Origin of the sequence: uncultured Sulfitobacter sp. (assembly GCF_964021855.1) — a bacterium.
GTDB lineage: Bacteria > Pseudomonadota > Alphaproteobacteria > Rhodobacterales > Rhodobacteraceae > Sulfitobacter.
Map to the genome: position 1 here is coordinate 125,975 of NZ_CAXHZD010000005.1, position 16,736 is coordinate 142,710.

A 16,736-nucleotide genomic window follows, 5' to 3' on the forward strand; every position below is an offset into this window, starting at 1 on the left:
TCAAGTAGGGAATACGCGCTATCCCAATCCGTGTCTCGCGGTCAGTAAGACTTTGGAAGTCCTAGCGCTTTTTCAGCAATGAATGATAACAACATCTGCGGCGTCACAGGTACAATGCGGAACAAGAGCGCTTCTCTGACCAGACGCTCCACGTGATATTCCTTTGCGTAACCGAATCCGCCAAAGGTGATCTGTGCGGCCTCGGTCGCCTCAACCGCGGCGTCGGCGGCCAATAGCTTGGCTGCGTTCGCCTCGATGCCGCAGGGCTCCCCCGCATCGTAAAGGGCGGCGGCGTGCATCACCATGAGATTGGCCGATTCCACCCGCGCCCAAGCCTGAGCGAGCGGATGCTGAACGCCCTGATTCTGACCGATGGGCCGGTCGAAAACCACTCGTTCATTGGCATATTGCGCCGCGCGGGTCAGAGCGTTGCGTGCGATGCCGATGCATTCGCCCGCCACAAGGATGCGTTCTGGATTCAGCCCATGCAGAATTTGCCGAAACCCTTTGCCCTCTTCTCCGATCAGGTCTTCGGCAGGTATCGGCAACCCGTCGATGAAGACCTCGTTCGAATCGACAGCCTTGCGCCCCATCTTTTCGATCTCTCGCACATCAACGAAATTACGGTTGAGATCGGTATAGAACAGGCTCAGCCCTTCGGTCGGGTTAGTCACATCCTCAAGCCGCGTTGTTCTGGCCAGAAGCAGCATCTTGTGGGCAACCTGCGCGGTCGAAATCCAGACCTTCTGACCATGCACGACATACCTGTCTCCCTGTCGCACCGCCATGGTCTTCAGCTTTGTGGTATCCAGCCCCGTCGTCGGTTCGGTGACGCCGAAACAAGCCTTTTCATCACCTGCGATCAGGGGGCTCAGCATGCGCGCGCGCTGTTCATCGGTCCCGAACTTCACCACCGGGTTGAGCCCGAAAATGTTCATGTGGATGGCCGAGGCCCCGCTCGCGCCAGCCCCTGACTCAGCAATCGCCTGCATCATGATCGTCGCTTCAGTGATCCCCAGGCCGGCGCCGCCGACCGCTTCAGGCATGGCGATGCCAAGCCAGCCGCCATCGGCCATTGCCCTGTGCAAATCATGGGGAAAACCACCGTTGCGATCCCGGTCCAGCCAGTAGTCATCGTCGAATTGTGCACAAATCCGCAGAATCTGGTCGCGGATTTCCTGTTGGTCGGTGGTCATTCTAAATGTCATGGCGTCCCCTTGCCTTCCAGTCTCACGAGTCCTGCCTCACAAAGGGCAGAGATTTGCTCATCGTCAAAACCAAGATCGCTTAGAATACTTCGGCTGTCTGCGCCGGGCGGTCGTCCCAGCCAGCGAAGTTCACCGGGCGTCGCGCTTAGATGCGGGATCGGACCGATGACCTGGGTCTGCTCGCCCTCGACCGATACGATGTCCCCGCGATGGCGTATCTGCTCATTGGTCGTGATCTCCTCGACGCTCAACACCCGAGAGGCAACCGCATCATGTCGTGCGAATACAGCCGCAACTTCTTCAGCGGTGTGCTGCGTGACGAAATCATTGATCGCGTCAAAGACCACCGCCATGTGCTGCGACATCTCGCCGAGTGTCTCGAACCGCGGGTCATCGGCCAAAGAGTCCCCTCCGACCGCGCGCAACAGGCGTTGCGCAGTTTCCGCGCTACCTGCCGAGACGGTCAGCCAAACCCCATCGGACGTGCGGAACATGCCCCCCGGCGCAAAGTCCATCGGCTGGCGCAGCCCGTTGCGCCGCGGTGAATGGTTCGCACCTGTCATTGCGGGAACAGGATAGTCCATCAATCGAAGCAGCGCTTCGAACACCGCAAGATCGACAACCTGACCCCGTACTATCCCCTTTTCGCGGGCAAACAGCGCAATCATGATTCCCAATGCGCCCATCAGGCCTGTCGTGCTGTCGGCCGCCGGAAATCCGGGGTGCATCGGCGGCCCGTCAGGGAAACCGGTCAGATGTGCTAAACCACTCATGGCTTCTGCCGCACGACCAAACGCAGGTACGTCCCGCATCGGACCTTCCTGTCCGTAACCCGAAACGCGCAGAACAATCAGATCTGGGTTCCACTCATGAAGGGTTTCCGGCCCGATACCAGCACGTTCAAGCACGCCCGGCCGGAAATTTTCGATAAGAACATCGGCACCTTCAACCAATTTGCGCAGGATGTCCCGGCCTTCGCCGGACTTCCAGTCTAGGCTCAGAATCTTCTTGTTGCGGCCCAGCGTCTTCCACCAAACGCCCGCTCCATCCTCTGCCTTGGGCCCGAGGTCGCGCATCATATCCGTTCGGTTGGGTGCCTCGATCTTGATGACATCTGCACCGAAATCCGAGAGCAAGGCTGCCGAAAAAGGTCCGGCAATTACGTGGCCAAGTTCGATGATTTTCAGGTGATCAAGGGGTCCAGGCATTCGTTCTCGCCGCCAGTAATCTAACATTTGTTAGAATAGTAGCCTCGTGGACGGCAAACCTCAAGACTTGAGATTGCGAAATGGGGGTCTGATGCCGCAGAGTGCAAAATAGTACGCTACAGCGCTTCGATCTAAGATTGAATAATTTGGTCTCTTTCTGCTCCCTTCGGTTGAGTGCGAGAAACGATAAGCCATGTATCAATCTAAAGTCGAAACGCTTCAGTTATCCAACGAGCGCTATTGAATTGCGCCGTTTGGACCATGGACTCTACTTCGAAACTCCGCACGAGCCGCCCTGGGATCGTCGGACTCCCGGAGCTTCGCGACGATTCTCTCCGGTTTTGTTTTTTCTGGGCCATCCCGCTATCCTCAAATTGGCTCGAAATCCTATTTTTGGGGAGGATCGTTGCGTCAGGCGGTCGCCGCTAGGCCGTCCGACTGTGCGTCCCGTTTCGGTGGCCGTATCCGGAACAGAAGCGCATAGAGCACCGGAACCGCGACGAGCGTCAGGACCGAAGCAAAGGCGAGGCCGCCCATGATCGTCACCGCCATCGAGGCAAAAAACGCATCGGGCAGAAGCGGAATCATGCCAAAGATCGTCGTGCCGGCGGCGAGCACCACAGGGCGAAGACGGCTGACTGAGCCGTCGATCACCGCCTTGTAATCGGGCACACCCTGTGCACGTAGAAAGTCGATCTCTTCGATGAGAACGATTGCGTTCTTCATCAACATTCCCGAAAGCGACAGGAAGCCGAGCAGGGCCGTAAATGTGAAGGGCAGACCGGTGAACAGCAACCCCAGGACCATGCCCGTCACGGACATTGGCACCACGAGCCACAGGATCAGCGGTTGGCGGACTTTGTTGAACATCAAAATCGAAATCGTCAACATGACCAGGAAGCCTAGGGGAAGCTGCTTGCCAAGCGACTCCTGAGCCATCTGCGCACTTTCGAATTCGCCACCCCATTCCATTGCATAACCGTCGGGAAGCGGGATGGATTCGATCTCGGTGCGGACGCTTCGGAAGGCCTCATCCGCGGTGAGATCGCTGCGGGCACCGCCGAGAGCGGTGATCGTCCGCTCCCGGTCGCGCCGGTGAATGAGTGCCTCGACAAGACGGGGGTCGAACCTTTCGACAAGGTTGGCCATGGGTACATAGGACCCTGCCCCATCGGACCACACCGATAGGTCACGAAGGCGGTCAACTCCGTCGCGTTCGCTCTCGGGAAGCCGGAGATGGATTGGAATCAACACGTCGTCCTCGCGTAGGTCGCCAACGCGCAGTCCGGACGTTCCATAGCGGATGGTATCCGCGATCGCTCCACGCGTTGCGCCAGCCAGCCGCATTCGTGCCTCATCGACGATGGGTTCGACGAGGATCTCACGCTGCCGCCAATTGGTGCGCGGATTGGTGATGGTTCCTGCCTCCTCGTAAATCCTCATCGCATCATCCGCGAGCTGGCGCAGGATGACCGGATCGGGTCCCGAAAAACGAACTGCAACATCGGCACCGGAGGGCGGTCCGAACACGATCTCTTCGACACGGATCAGAGCGTGGGGGAATTCGGCGGGCAAGTCCTGGTTAAGTCTGCTCGCGATCGTCGCGATCGTCGCGGCGTCCGCAACCCGGACGATGAGTTGGCCATAGCTGGCATCCGCCTGCTCGGGGTTGTATGTCAGCATGAATCGGCTTGCCCCGCGCCCGACGAGGGCCGTTACCCCGGTTACGGCATCCTCATCCATGAGAATCCGCTCGAGCCGCTGCATCTCTTCGTCGGTCGTGTTGATATCGGTTCCCTGCGGCATCTGGAACTCAACGTAGAAAATCGGCGTGTTCGAGGCGGGGAAGAAGGCCTGCTTGACCTGTCCGAAAGCCATAACGGACCAAACGGTGATGCCAATGATCGTCAGAACAACCGGGATGCGGACGCGCAGCGCCATCCACAAAATCCCGCGATATGTCGCGTAGAACACGCCCTTGTAGGGATTATCCGAAATGTTTTTGGGGGTCTTGAGCAGCAGCTTGCCGAGATACGGCGTCACCGTGACTGCCAGGACCCAGCTTGTTAGCAGCGAGATGGCGATCACCGCGAAAAGCGAAAACAGAAACTCGCCCGTGGCGTCAGGCGACAGCCCGATACCGGAAAACGCCATGATCCCGATAACGGTCGCCCCCAGCAAGGGGATTGACGTGGCGCTTTCGGTCTCGGCAGCAGCGTCTTCTGCGCTTTTTCCTCGCGCCATGCCGATCACCATCCCTTCTGTGATGACGATGGCGTTGTCGACCAGCATCCCCATCGCGATGATCAGGGCGCCCAGGCTGATCCGCTCCATCTGTATCCCGAACACTGACATGAAGAACAGTGTAGAGAAAACGGTGAGCCCGAGGGTCGCGCCCACCACGAGGCCTGCGCGCCAACCCATGGTCAGCATCAGCGCACCGACCACGATCGCGACCGACTGTCCGAGGCTGACGAGAAAGCTTGAAACGGATTCGTCCACCACGACATGCTGCTCGTAGATCGGAATGATCTCGACACCTTCAGGAAGCCCCAACTTGAGCCGTTGAAGCCGTGCTGAAACCGCCTGACCGACTTCGACCACGTTTTGGTCCGTCAACGCGGAAACGCCAAAGGTAAATGCCGCCGTGCCGTTCTGCCGGATGATCTGGCTAGGCTGTTCGGCCGCCTCGCGGGTCACGCTGGCGATGTCGCTGACAGCGATCTGGCCGACATTTCCGGCCGTGCCCAGCCGCAGCTCCTCTATCCCTTCGGGGCTAATATAGCCCGGCGGAACCGATAGGCCGATCCGGGCAGGGCCCTCGGTGATCTCGCCGTTGGTGAACACCTGGTTTTCGTCTGCGAGAATGCCCAGGATCTGGGTCGGCGGAAGGCCCAGCATCTCGAGGCGTGCAGACGGGATCGAGATGGTAATTACCTCTTCGGAGAGGCCCTGAACCTCGACCTTGGCGACGCCATCGACAGTGACCAGTCCGAGCCGGAGCGTCGTGGCCAAATCCCTCTGCTCCGATGGGCTCAGACCTTCGGTCGTTACCGCATAGAACATGCCATAGACGTCGCCGAAATCGTCATTGATGATGGGCGGTAGCGCCCCTGCGGGAAGGTCCCCCTCCACGTCGCTGATGCGGCGGCGCATTTCGTCCCAAACCTGCGGGATCTCGTCCGGGCCATAGGTCATCTCGATCTCGACGGTGATCTGCGCCATGCCCGGCATCGACTTCGATTCCACCCGGTCGAGCTGCTTCATTTGCTGCAGCGCATTTTCGACGACGTCGGCGACCTCCTCTTCAACCTCCAGAGCCGTGGCGCCGGGATACGGTACGAAGATGAGCGCCGTTTTGAGCGTGAAGCTCGGGTCTTCAAGGCGACCGACCGTGTTCAGCCCCCAATAGCCGCCGAGGAGACAAAAGATGATGGTGAGCCAGACCGCCACAGGACGCTCGATGCTCGCTCGTGAGATGCTGAGTGCCATGGTTCTATTCTTGTCCTGTCAAAAAGAACGGGATCAGAGCCCCGAAACTGTCACGGTCTGATTGTCCCTGAGCCGCCACCAGCCACCGGAAACAATCAATTCGTTGCCCTTCAGGCCATCCAGAACGACAATCTCGTTGTCGATCGGAAGACCCAGACGGACCGCCCTGCGCGTGACCTGGCCGGACGTTTCTTCGTAGATCCAGATGGACGGTTCGGTTCGGCTCGTCGTATCCACCGCCGAAACCGGAACGATCACTGATTGCGGGGGATCTGCTTCTGCGGCGATGGCGATGCGCACATCCGCAGTCATCCCGGGCAGAAGACGCGAGTCGATATCACCCGTGATCGCAAGTTCCACGTCGTAGGTCTGCGCCGTCCGGTCGGCATCGGTCGCAAACGAGCGAAGCACCAGAGGCGCGGTGTAACCCGGAACAGCCGGAAAAGTTGCAACGATCTCGAAGGCATCGGGTGCCGACCGGGCAATGGCCGCAAGTTCCTCTGGCAGGGAGATCACCAGCCGCATCTCGCTGACATCCTGTAGACGCGCGACAGGCGCGGCCGACGTGACGTTGACGTATTCTTCAACGAAGGTGCGCGCCACAATCGCGTCGAATGGCGCGACGATTTTCGTTTGGGACAGGCGCCGCTCTGCCTCGCGGAGCGCGACTTCTGCCTGGACGAACTGCGCGCGGGCCGTGTCGAGGCGCGCGTCGGACGCCACGCCACGATCGGCGAGGTCCGAGGCGCGCGCAAGTTCGGAATTCGCCAGGTCGTAGGACGCCTGAGCCCGGTCGACGGCGAGTTCGAAATCGATTTGGTCGAGCTCCGCGATCACCTCGCCCTCGCGAATCGTGTCGCCGGGCTCAACCTCAAGGCGAATGATCTGCCCGGGTATCTGAAACGCAAGGTCCACCGTTCGAGCAGGTTCGACGCGGCCTGCAACGGTGCGAGACTGACTTACGACGCGATTGAGCGCACGGGTCACTTCGACCGTGACTGGTCGCTCCACGTTCGCTGCAGGCCTTGTATCGACTTCTGCCTCCAGGGTGTCCGTCGCGGTCTGGGCCAGCACATCGGTCAGGAACGGCGAAACAAACGGGACGGCAACGGCCGACACGGCCGCTACCGCAATAACAAAAACGATCCGCTTCAAACTTCGTGTCTCTCTATTCGAGTTCATTAATCATGGCCCTCAATTGCTCGATGACGCGTCCCCTGAGATCCGCGCCACCGTCGGGAAGGCCCAGAAGTTTCTGGAACCGAAGTCCCTGGATCGCTAGGACGACAACCATAGCACCCGGAGTGTCTTGTGTGTCGGACAGGATACGCTCAAGGTCGCCGGTCAGTTCAGCCCGTAGCGGATCGAGCAGCCGCGGATCTGACGCGGCAGCCGCGAGAATCGCCATCGAGAGGTCGTCATCGACGGCTCTGGCTTGCACGATTGCTTCCAGGTGCCCACGCAGGGTGCGGGATCTGCGATCTTCCGGGACTGATGCCAGGCGTTCGCGATGTTCTGCGAGCATCTCATCAAGCAGCCCGGCAAGAAGCGCTCTCTTGGTCGGAAAATTGTATAAGACCCCGCCTTTACTGAGATCGGCCTCACGCGCGACGGCGTCGATCGTAATCTTTCCCGCGCCCTCTCTGTGCGCAATTGCCCGCGCAGCGCCGAGGATCCTTGGTGACGCATTCTTTGCCTGCATTTTGGATTGTATGGTCATTATTCACTGTCCATTCGGCAATTTTATTGAGAGATTTGGAGCACTGCCCCGTTGTCGGAAAGCAAGGTCAGTTCAGAGCTCTACTCTATGTCCGCTCCCGTAGAGTCGCAGGAATGCAGTGACTGCATCGGCCGCATGCTTGTCCCGCTCGACTGTTCTTTGCACGGCCAGCAGGCGTGGCATCAACAGTCCAGAAACGCAAAGATGTATGAAGTGATCCGCAACACGCGGGGGGTTGTCGATCTCAAGCGCGCCTTCCCGGGAAAGGCGTTCCAGAACTTTACTGATGAGTTCGCGTGCCCGTTTCGGTCCGGCACGAAAATACACCTCCCCGACCTCGGGAAGCATCTCGGTGGCACCGATACACGTCCGCAGAAGGCGGATGTAGGTTTCGTCCAGAACGAGATCGATCATGCGCAGGGCAAGTTTTTCCAACTGGGCGCGCGGCTCGGGACCTGCGGACAAGGGTCGGAGGATCTCTTCCGCAAGCCGACCGCATTCGGATTCCACGACGCTCAGAAACAGCTGCTCCTTGGTCGGGTAATACGAATACATTGTTGCCTTCGACACTTTCCCTTCGGCGGCAATGGCATCGACGGTGGCGCCTTCATAACCGCACCGGAAGAAGACCTCGCGCGCGCCGAACAAAACCTCGGCCATTTTTCTCTCGCGCATCTCGTTCTTCCTGTCGTGTGCAGCATTGCGGGATTTCAAACTTGACTGTACCGTCTAGTCGGTACAGTAGATTGATTTTTACGTGCCGGCAAGTCGCAAACCTGGGCGGATCGTGCGGAGTGAGTGCCGCCTGTCAGGCATACCCAACGCGGCTTTCAATCCGTCATGAGCTTCGGGCCGTGCTCCGTTCGCGGTGCTTTCTGGCGCGGGATTACTCCGCGAACAGGACGGACGTTATCATTCCGCCGAGCGTGCTGTCCCGTCGAAAGCACCCTCTGCCTCCCAGCGGCGCGCAATGGATCCAAGGGTGTCCAGCACACCGCGCAGCTCCGCGCCGCGTTCAGTCAGCCCGTATGTGACAGCGGGCGGGATGGTCATGGCCTGCTCGCGCCAGACCACGCCGGCATGTTCCAGCATTCTCAGCCTCTCAGTCAGGACCCGGGTGGAAATTCCAGGCACCAGCCGTTTGGTCGCGCCGAAACGCTGTGGACCCTGTTCGGACAGAACCCAAAGGATATAAATCGTCCAAGGTCCCGTGATGACACGCAGCAGCGCCTCCATCGGGCAGGAAGCTGGTTGGACGCTTTTCATTTTGGATAGCCCTCGCAGTCCACGAAAGTAAGTTACTTTTAAGTGCCTACTTTAACTGATGAAGCAAGGCACCTAATGATACTATATGGAAAACGGCAGCCTAACAACCCGCCGAAAACCGGGAGAGCGGCAGTGAGTGACAACGTGGCAAAATATGTCTACTGGATCGCGACCGGCCTTGTGGCGCTGGTCTATCTGGGTGCGGCGGCCTTCTACATCTCATCCCACGACATGGTCGCGGGCATGTATCGCGAGGTGTTGGGCTATCCCACATACATCATCTGGCCACTCGCAATTTTGAAGATCGTCGGTGCGGTTGTGATCCTCTGCCGCCCTTCGGCGGTGCTGGCAGATTGGGCCTATGCGGCAATGTTCTGGCATCTGGTGCTCGCCTTCGGGGCGCATGTGGGCGCAGGCGATCCGGGTTGGCCGCCGGCGCTGGCGACCTGGGTATTCCTGATCATCTCGTGGCTGACCGCCAATCGCGTGCGTGCGGTCAAGTCGGCCTATGCACCGGCAGTTCCGGCAGCGCCAACCTGATCTGCTGCGGAGTTGCCACGGCGCCGCCCATAGCCTCGGACTTTGGGGTACAAAGGGACGACAACATGACTGAAAAGCAGCCGACAGTGTTTGTTCCCCATGGGGGTGGCCCCTGTTTCTTCATGGACTGGAACCCGCCTGACGCCTGGGATCGGCACCGCAAATTCCTTGAGGACTTGCCTGCGAGCCTGCCGGCAAGGCCCAAGGCGCTCCTCGTGATCTCGGGCCATTGGGAAGAGCGGGTCTTTACCTTGCAGACCAACCCCGCCCCGCCTCTGCTGTTCGACTATCAGGGATTTCCGCAGCATACCTATCAGCTGACCTGGCCCGCGCCGGGCGAGCCCGCGCTGGCGACCCGCGTACGCGCACTTCTGGAAGGCGCGGGGTTCCAGACCGGGGCCGACGCTGTGCGTGGCTTCGATCACGGGGTATTCGTTCCACTAAAGGTGGCTTTTCCTGAGGCCGACATCCCCACCGTCCAATTGAGCCTGCGCGACGATCTCGACCCCGAGGCGCATCTTGCCGTCGGTCGCGCGTTGGCGCCCTTGCGCGACGAAGGGGTGCTGATCATCGGATCCGGCAATACCTATCACAACATGGGCAAGATGATGCGGGCGATGAGGGGCGGACCGGACCGCCCGGTGAACGGCGGAGACTTTGACCGATGGCTCACGAGTGCGGTGACCCATGAGGACCCCGCAGTGCGCCATGCCATGCTGGCCGAGTGGGATCAGGCGCCCGGCGCCCGCGACGCCAATCCGCGCGAGGAACATCTGATCCCGTTGCACGTCGTGGCCGGGGCCGCGCTTGCGGATCGGGGGGAGAAGACCCTCGAAGATGACGTGTTGGGCGCGGTCGAAAGCGCGTTTAGATTTGGATAGGACCAACCATGAGCTTCGAACTTCCCCCGCGGCAGGGCCCGCGCCCCGACACCACCGATTGCGCCCCGCATGAGCAGGTGTCGCAGACCTCCTCGGCAGAGATCCACGCATTGTTCAAGGAGAAGGCCTTCGCCCTGCCCTTCGTCGAGCGCTGCCGGTCGGGCATCTCGGTGCCCGGCGCCGAAGCACTGGTCTTGCCGGTGGCGCATGCCTGCGGCCCGCGTGAAGCCTTCATGATCGGACGCGAATTTGCCCATGTGCATCCCTCCTATGACGGTTCGTCGCACATGATGCTGCCTCTGGCGGCGGTCGAGGAACTCATCGCCAACGGCTGGGGCGAACCGCACCCGATGGCGTCGGCCGGACACATCCCGGCAAATGCCGTCATGGCCTTTGCGCCGCGCGATGGGTCAGAGGTCGACGTCATGATCAAAATCCTGACAACGAGCTGGGACTTCGCCCGCGGCAAGCTGGCCAACCCCGCGCAGGTTCACATCCACGGCTGACTCTCTCTCAAAGAACAGGAATACGCCCATGGCAAGCTTTCAGAACGGACCATTTATCGTCACAGGCGCCTCCGGCCAGCTTGGACGCCAGGTAATCGATCAACTGATCGAGGCGGGCGCCGGTCCGATCATCGCGGTCACGCGCAACGCCGACAAACTCGCCGAGTTCAGGGACAAGGGGGTGGATGTTCGCCAAGGCGATTTCAACGCGCCCGAAACACTGGGTCCGGCCATCGCGGGCGGCAAGCGGATCCTGATCATCTCCACCGAGGATCTGGAGCCGGGCAAACGGCTCGCGGCTCATTCCAATGCGATCACCGCCGCACGCGAGGCGGGTATCGCCCACATCGTCTATACCTCGCTTGCCAGCCCGGTACCCGAAAGCCCCATCACTTTCAGCAAGGATCATCAGAATACCGAGAAGCTGATCGAGCAAAGCGGCGCCAGCTACACGATCCTTCGCAACAACCTTTACACGGATCTGTTGCTTATGAGCGGACCGCAGGCGATCGACATGGGGCAGCTCTTTGCCGCGGCAGGGGACGGACGGGCGAGTTACGTCACGCGCGCCGACTGCGCCCGCGCCGCCGCTGCCGCGCTGATGAATGCGACCGACCGCGAGGTCCTGGACATCACCGGGCCCGAATCCACCGGCCAGGCCGATATCGCGGCGCTTTTGTCGGACATCGCCGGCAAGGACATCCCCTACGTTCCGATGCCGGCCGAAGACATGGTGCAGGCGATGATCGCAAATGGCCTGCCCGAGTTCATGGCGCGTGTTTTCGTCTCTTTCGACCAGGCAATCGCCGAAGGCTACCTTGATGTGGCCAGCGACGATCTCAAGACGCTCACCGGCAAGTCCGGACAGTCGGTTACCGATTTCCTGACCGAAAACCGGGCGGTGCTTCTTCGGGCGCCGCAGTAACTATAGAGGCGGACAAAATCATGAAACTCTACAACGCGAATTTCTCGCCCAATGCGCTGCGTGTGCGGGCGGTGGCACACGAACTGGGCGTGGACCTCGAAATCGTCCAGGTCGACATCCGGGCCGGGGACAACCGCGCGGCGGAATTTCTCGCTCGCAATCCCAATGCAAAGGTGCCCGTTTTGGAGGACGGGAATTTCGTGCTTTGGGAATCCCGGGCAATTTGTGCCTATCTGGCGGGGCTTCGGCCCGAGGCGGGCCTCTATCCTGAGGGCCGCAAGGCGCGGTCCCTCGTCGATCAATGGACCTGGTGGCAAGCGATCCACCTTGGCCCGGCGATGCAGAAATTGTCCTTTGAGCTGTTTCTCAAAGAGAAATTCGGCATGGGCGATCCCGATCCGACCGTGGTCGAAGCGGAACGAAAAGCCACAGATCAGTTCCTTGCCGTTCTGGAAACCGGACTCGACGGCAAGGACTGGATCGCAGGCGCACTCAGCCTTGCCGACTTCTATCTTGCGACCACCTTCATGTATCGCGATCAAGCGGGGATTTTACTGGACCAGTACCCAGGAGTTGCGAGTTGGATCGACCGGCTAGAAGCGCGTGACAGCTGGCAAGAGGCTGTGGCACCCCTAAGGGCGCTTTTCCGCTGACGTCGTGATCCAGGGGGTAACATACCCCTGACGAGTGCCGAGGTTGACGATACGGTCGGCCGTTGTCATCGCTTTGATCTGATCGTGGGTCAGAAAGTCAACTGACCCAGCCTCCCGATCAGGTCATCCAGTTCGCGGATCATCCGCTCACCTGACAGTGAGCGATCCACCACAGTGGCCGCCAAGGCTTCGCGCGTGCAGTCATCCACGATGCACAACACACGGAACCTTTGGCCATTAGCAAAGGCATCGGACACGAAGTCCAACGACCAACGCTGATTGGCGCGATCCGGCACTAGGATGGGCCTGCGCGTACCCAGTGCGCGTTTGCGTGATCACCTGCGGCGCACGGCCAGCCCTTCCTCGCGATAGAGACGGAAAAGCTTCTAATGGTTCACTTCAAAACCCTCTCTGGCCAAAAGGATGCCCTAACTACGATATCCGAACCGGCGACGTTTATTCGCCAGTTCCCGCAGCCATTGGCGCAGGGCGTGGTCGCTCCGATCCTGATTCCGATATGACTGGGAGTTCCATAAGTCCTTGATCCAGGCCTGTGGGTCACAAAATCTGTTGTCGCTTCATGCAGTTCTTTACGAAAAATATCTGCGGTACCAGATGTTGGTTCTTACATACCGTGGGCAAGAAGCCGTGGAAGAACATCGAAAAAGGCCTAGTCCACATGCTTGCGGCCTTCTGACGTTCTGCGAACTTGGCTGGCATGACCCCGGGTCCGACGCGGATAGCGGACTTAACTCTTGCTGCGGGTCTTAGGCGCGCCGCTTTCGCCCGAGAAGTATTCGTCCCAGGTGCGCCCGAGTCATGCGCACTCTTGGCCAAGAGCCAACTTAACATATGCTTGCTTATACGTTTTTGAGCCGTCACCCGGCAGATACTAAGCTGCAATCCGCCACATCCGGAACCGCCCCTGCCCTGTAACCTCGCGGATCAAGCCTTTCTTTTCCATCCACGCGAGGTTTCGTTGCATCGCCGCGCGACTGGCACCGATCTGAGTCTCAGCCATCGGCGCGGACACCAGAGGCCATTCCGCGAAGAGAGTTAGCAAAGCAGGAGGCGTCTTGCCTGATAGTTTCGCCAGTTCGCCCTCTGCCTGAACCGTCCAAGTCTCAACCAAATCCAAATGCCGCATCGCCGTTAGTATCGCGCTGTTCATCCCGTCCAACCAGCGGGCCAAGCGTTCAGGTGGCACGCCCGAGGCCCGCAGCCCCCCTGCCCCGCCCATGGCCAGCGGCGCAAAGATGGCTCCATTGCCGTCGCTGGCCGCGATCCTACCAGCAGTTACAGCGGCCTCAATACGGTCTCCATATTGGCCGAGGCCAGCCAGACTCCAGAGGTGAAACCCCATGCAAGCGCTCGTGATCGGGTGGAGGTCAACCGCTGCTGTCATCACGTCCAGCCAGCTCCCTGCACGCTCGTCAAAGCGCTCGGCATTGTCCTCGAACTTCTCAGGATCACGCCGATCCAGGAAGGACGCCAAATCTACCATTGGCTCCGGACCACTTGTCAGGCGTCGCACGGCCCATCCGGCCCGGGCCAGTGCTTCCGAGTCATCCTGCACTCCAGACAAACGCATGGATATCCAAAGCGCCAGCCGATCGGGGCTCACACGATCGCCTGCGAACCAGCTGAGATCCGCCGCCTCTATTAGAGCCAGTCTGTGCCGCCAGCCCTCCGGGCCGCGCAGCAACCGGTCATCCAGAGCACCCAGGCGTCCAGCCACCTTTGCCAGCCGCGCAGTATGAGCACCCTCTGCCTTTGCCCAATCTTCGATGACTACGGTATCAGGCGGTTCCGCCCGCGGCCCGGGAGGCAGATCATCCGGTTCCTCTTCGAGCGGCCCGGGCAGAAACCAGAGGTCTTCTTCGTGAGCCTCCTCATCCCCTCGGTAATGATGAGAGGGTCATCGAAATCATCACTAAAAGTAGATGCTTGCGGCGTCATGTGTGCAAAATACCACCTTTATGCACATTACCCAAGAGATTTTGTGGCCATTGCCCATGCTCTTTACATAGTATTCGCGGGCGACTGCCGGAGGAACCTCTCTGATCGCGTTCAGGATAAGGAAACCAAGGGGTTCTGCACCAGCACGACGAGAGAGCACTCTCTTGCATTCGTTTACAAACGGTCGTTTAGTAGCGATACATAAAACTGCAAAAAGACTGTTTTGATGCCTTTGATAGGCTACGCGCGCGTTGTCTAATCGAGGCTCTCCGGTCAAGTGCTTCTTTCTTCCTTCCCGGCATTTTCCAGCAGATCACGCCCGGCCGACTTCAGAGACCCGTCGGCATGCAGGTAGTGGTAGAGCGTTGACGGCCTGATCTCTCCGAGTTCCTTGCATATTTCCGGAATGGATCTGGTTCGATCTGCCATGAGGTGCTTGGCGTACCGCAGCTTGTCAGCGGTCATGATCCTGGGGCGCCCGCCCTTGCGGCCCCTGGCACGGGCAGCGATCAGCCCTTCGTTCACCCTCTGGCGGATGATGTTGCGCTCCATTTCAGCAAAAGCAGCCTGAATCTGCAGGAAAGCGCGCCCTGCAGGCGTTGTCGTGTCCATCGGTGCATTCAGCGCCCGGAATGCGACTCCCCGCGTGGCCAACTGGTCGATGAGAGAGATCAGCTCGCCTGCAAGCCGCCCGAGCCGGTCGAGATCAAGCACGACAAGCACGTCGTCCTTGCGCAAAAAGTCCAGACAGGCCGAAAGACCGGGGCGCTCGGCTTTCGCGCCGGAGGCACGATCCTCGAATATCCGCTCGCATCCGGCAGCGTTGAGGGCGTCAAGCTGTCGGTCGAGCACCTGTGCGCCCTCTATGGTCGAAATCCGTGCGTAGCCGATCAGTCCCACGGCAGTATCCTTCGAAGAGATCACGATAAACCTATTTCGATACATTGTTTTCGGCAATTGATTTATATGGGGTTGTCATAAAGCGCTGGTCGCAGATGCCATGCCCCGGCCTGAACTGGGAGAACATCACGACAAACATGTGTTTATCGCAAGGCGGAATACTTGCTCTGAAATGCTGCTTGGTGTCGAATGCGATGTGCGTGGCCGGCGTCAGGGTTGTCTTCGCGGTCAGTCGTACCACTGCCGCATCATGAGGTTCGAGACGGACCCCGCTATGTCTCCAAGCGCAATTCGGCGTCAGCCGTTGCCGCGCGCATATCGCGGTGGTCCTCATGTCTCACGTCCCGGTGGACGCACCCGCAGCTTCACAGCAGCGGATCTCTTTGCGGCCCCTACATCGTGGGGCCTTTCTTGTTGCGACAGGTCATGCCGGGACAGACCCTTCTGCTTCGAATGGACGACCGCTACGCCAAATCGCGTGCAGGATCACCGCCAGCTTGCGCGCGACAGCCACATTCGCCCGCTTGAACCCGATGCGTTCGCGCAGTTTCAGGCCCCAGCGACGGAGCGCACTGCCGGTCTTCGCACGGGTCAGTATATGGGCGGCTGCCTCGTAGAGATAGGCTCGCAACAGCTTGTCACCTTGCCTGGATATCCGTCCTTGCTGGTTCATGGCGCCGGACTGGTAGCGTCTTGGGGTCAATCCGATCCAGGCTGCAGCCGTTCGCCCGGACTTGAATGTCGCGGGATCGCCGATGGCGCCAACATAGCCTACAGCTGTCAGATAGCCGACGCCGGGGACCGTCATCAGCAACTGACAGCGTGGATCATTGCGCACGATCCGGCGAATGGCGCTTTCCTGCCGCGCTACCTGTGCCCGGCCCGCTCGCCAGGCTTCGAGCAACGGGCTGACGATTACATCCAGGTCCGGTCGTTCGACAAGATGGTCGACCACTCGTCGCTCGAAGGTTTTTGCCCCGCCATTTCCAGACCCTGCAGGAAGCGAGATACCGAAGGTGCGCAGCGCCCCTCGGATTGCATTGGCAAGGTCCAGAACACAGCGCAACATGGTGGCGCGCGCACGCAGCAGTGTCCGTTTCTGCATGTCCTCCCAGCTTTTGACCCGGACCTCCCGATAGAGACCCGTCCGCAGCAGATGTGCGAGCCCTTGTGCATCATTGGCGTCCGTCTTGTTAATGCTAATCGAAAGCGCCGCATGCGCCTGACGGGCATCCATACAAACCATTGGAAACCCTCGATCCGTCAACTCATGCCAGAGCCAGGTTGTCCAGCACCCGGTTTCCAGCCCAACCAATGAGAGGGCGTCCGCGAACGGTGAAAGCGCTCCAGCAAGGACATCCGGATCGGTGAGCGTCTTTCCCCGCCAAAGACAAACCCCCTTCTCATCGACAATGTGTATCGACGTACTCTTCTTTGATACGTCCAGGGCAGCAAATGCAGTCATGACTTCCTCCTGT

General features: G+C 59.8%; 14 protein-coding genes and 3 pseudogenes. 6 read left to right on the plus strand and 11 right to left on the minus strand.

Annotation, left to right across the window (positions count from 1 at the left end):
• Positions 1–41: 41 nt before the first annotated feature.
• The 7 genes from AADJ11_RS16620 to AADJ11_RS16650 all read right to left on the minus strand — a co-directional run bounded on the left by AADJ11_RS16620 (position 42) and on the right by AADJ11_RS16650 (position 8,894).
• The gene (locus AADJ11_RS16620) at positions 42–1,208 is read right to left on the minus strand and encodes an acyl-CoA dehydrogenase family protein (RefSeq protein ID WP_180957746.1); all 1,167 of its coding nucleotides are present in this window, start codon (positions 1,206–1,208) and stop codon (positions 42–44) included.
• On the minus strand, positions 1,205–2,416 hold the full coding sequence (locus tag AADJ11_RS16625; protein ID WP_101657225.1) for a CoA transferase: 1,212 nt from the start codon (positions 2,414–2,416) through the stop codon (positions 1,205–1,207). Before AADJ11_RS16625 ends, AADJ11_RS16620 begins: the two co-directional genes overlap by 4 nt.
• A gap of 411 nt (positions 2,417–2,827) precedes the next feature.
• Positions 2,828–5,908 (minus strand): efflux RND transporter permease subunit, encoded by a 3,081-nt coding sequence (locus AADJ11_RS16630; protein WP_027238711.1) that lies wholly within the window; start codon positions 5,906–5,908, stop codon positions 2,828–2,830.
• 33 nt (positions 5,909–5,941) lie between these two features.
• On the minus strand, positions 5,942–7,063 hold the full coding sequence (locus tag AADJ11_RS16635) for an efflux RND transporter periplasmic adaptor subunit (protein ID WP_341235584.1): 1,122 nt from the start codon (positions 7,061–7,063) through the stop codon (positions 5,942–5,944).
• 13 nt (positions 7,064–7,076) lie between these two features.
• The gene (locus AADJ11_RS16640) at positions 7,077–7,628 is read right to left on the minus strand and encodes a TetR/AcrR family transcriptional regulator (RefSeq protein WP_036784097.1); all 552 of its coding nucleotides are present in this window, start codon (positions 7,626–7,628) and stop codon (positions 7,077–7,079) included.
• A 72-nt stretch (positions 7,629–7,700) separates the two neighbouring features.
• Entirely contained in the window at positions 7,701–8,303 is a 603-nt protein-coding gene (locus AADJ11_RS16645; protein WP_036784095.1) for a TetR/AcrR family transcriptional regulator, read from the minus strand.
• Between the two features lie 237 nt (positions 8,304–8,540).
• The gene (locus AADJ11_RS16650; RefSeq protein ID WP_224556225.1) at positions 8,541–8,894 is read right to left on the minus strand and encodes a helix-turn-helix domain-containing protein; all 354 of its coding nucleotides are present in this window, start codon (positions 8,892–8,894) and stop codon (positions 8,541–8,543) included.
• A gap of 132 nt (positions 8,895–9,026) precedes the next feature.
• Between AADJ11_RS16650 and AADJ11_RS16655 the strand changes: the two genes are divergently transcribed.
• The 5 genes from AADJ11_RS16655 (at position 9,027) to AADJ11_RS16675 (ending at position 12,399) form a co-directional block, all read left to right on the plus strand.
• A complete protein-coding gene (locus AADJ11_RS16655; protein ID WP_027238706.1) occupies positions 9,027–9,434 on the plus strand; it encodes a DoxX family protein in 408 nt (135 codons plus the stop codon).
• A 65-nt stretch (positions 9,435–9,499) separates the two neighbouring features.
• Positions 9,500–10,315: a class III extradiol ring-cleavage dioxygenase gene (locus AADJ11_RS16660; protein ID WP_027238705.1), complete on the plus strand. Its 816-nt coding sequence runs from the start codon at positions 9,500–9,502 to the stop codon at positions 10,313–10,315.
• Between the two features lie 8 nt (positions 10,316–10,323).
• Positions 10,324–10,821 (plus strand): luciferase family protein, encoded by a 498-nt coding sequence (locus AADJ11_RS16665; RefSeq protein WP_036784088.1) that lies wholly within the window; start codon positions 10,324–10,326, stop codon positions 10,819–10,821.
• A gap of 28 nt (positions 10,822–10,849) precedes the next feature.
• Positions 10,850–11,746 carry an SDR family oxidoreductase gene (locus AADJ11_RS16670; RefSeq protein WP_027238703.1) on the plus strand — a complete coding sequence of 299 codons (897 nt, stop codon included), beginning with the start codon at positions 10,850–10,852 and terminating at the stop codon, positions 11,744–11,746.
• A gap of 20 nt (positions 11,747–11,766) precedes the next feature.
• The gene (locus AADJ11_RS16675) at positions 11,767–12,399 is read left to right on the plus strand and encodes a glutathione S-transferase family protein (protein WP_027238702.1); all 633 of its coding nucleotides are present in this window, start codon (positions 11,767–11,769) and stop codon (positions 12,397–12,399) included.
• 116 nt (positions 12,400–12,515) lie between these two features.
• Here AADJ11_RS16675 and AADJ11_RS16680 read toward each other — a convergent pair.
• Positions 12,516–12,887, minus strand: a pseudogene (locus AADJ11_RS16680) (IS3 family transposase); the annotation flags it as partial.
• Positions 12,888–12,912: 25 nt separating this feature from the next.
• On the opposite strand from AADJ11_RS16680, the pseudogene AADJ11_RS16685 reads away from it, so the two are divergent.
• Positions 12,913–13,062: pseudogene (locus tag AADJ11_RS16685) on the plus strand (FCD domain-containing protein); the annotation flags it as partial.
• Positions 13,063–13,291: 229 nt separating this feature from the next.
• Here AADJ11_RS16685 and AADJ11_RS16690 read toward each other — a convergent pair.
• The 3 genes and pseudogenes from AADJ11_RS16690 to AADJ11_RS16700 all read right to left on the minus strand — a co-directional run bounded on the left by AADJ11_RS16690 (position 13,292) and on the right by AADJ11_RS16700 (position 16,723).
• A pseudogene (locus AADJ11_RS16690) lies at positions 13,292–14,358 on the minus strand (helix-turn-helix domain-containing protein).
• Between the two features lie 273 nt (positions 14,359–14,631).
• On the minus strand, positions 14,632–15,258 hold the full coding sequence (locus AADJ11_RS16695; RefSeq protein ID WP_341235585.1) for a recombinase family protein: 627 nt from the start codon (positions 15,256–15,258) through the stop codon (positions 14,632–14,634).
• A gap of 424 nt (positions 15,259–15,682) precedes the next feature.
• Entirely contained in the window at positions 15,683–16,723 is a 1,041-nt protein-coding gene (locus AADJ11_RS16700; RefSeq protein WP_341235586.1) for an IS110 family transposase, read from the minus strand.
• Positions 16,724–16,736: the final 13 nt, after the last annotated feature.

Excerpts from the sequence above, each read along its gene's own strand:
- AADJ11_RS16620 (WP_180957746.1), bottom strand. The coding sequence starts at position 1,208 with ATGACATTTAGAATGACCACCGACCAACAGGAAATCCGCGACCAGATT.
- AADJ11_RS16625 (WP_101657225.1), bottom strand. The coding sequence starts at position 2,416 with ATGCCTGGACCCCTTGATCACCTGAAAATCATCGAACTTGGCCACGTA.
- AADJ11_RS16630 (WP_027238711.1), bottom strand. The coding sequence starts at position 5,908 with ATGGCACTCAGCATCTCACGAGCGAGCATCGAGCGTCCTGTGGCGGTC.
- AADJ11_RS16640 (WP_036784097.1), bottom strand. The coding sequence starts at position 7,628 with ATGACCATACAATCCAAAATGCAGGCAAAGAATGCGTCACCAAGGATC.
- AADJ11_RS16645 (WP_036784095.1), bottom strand. The coding sequence starts at position 8,303 with ATGCGCGAGAGAAAAATGGCCGAGGTTTTGTTCGGCGCGCGCGAGGTC.
- AADJ11_RS16650 (WP_224556225.1), bottom strand. The coding sequence starts at position 8,894 with ATGAAAAGCGTCCAACCAGCTTCCTGCCCGATGGAGGCGCTGCTGCGT.
- AADJ11_RS16660 (WP_027238705.1), top strand. The coding sequence starts at position 9,500 with ATGACTGAAAAGCAGCCGACAGTGTTTGTTCCCCATGGGGGTGGCCCC.
- AADJ11_RS16665 (WP_036784088.1), top strand. The coding sequence starts at position 10,324 with ATGAGCTTCGAACTTCCCCCGCGGCAGGGCCCGCGCCCCGACACCACC.
- AADJ11_RS16670 (WP_027238703.1), top strand. The coding sequence starts at position 10,850 with ATGGCAAGCTTTCAGAACGGACCATTTATCGTCACAGGCGCCTCCGGC.
- AADJ11_RS16675 (WP_027238702.1), top strand. The coding sequence starts at position 11,767 with ATGAAACTCTACAACGCGAATTTCTCGCCCAATGCGCTGCGTGTGCGG.
- AADJ11_RS16700 (WP_341235586.1), bottom strand. The coding sequence starts at position 16,723 with ATGACTGCATTTGCTGCCCTGGACGTATCAAAGAAGAGTACGTCGATA.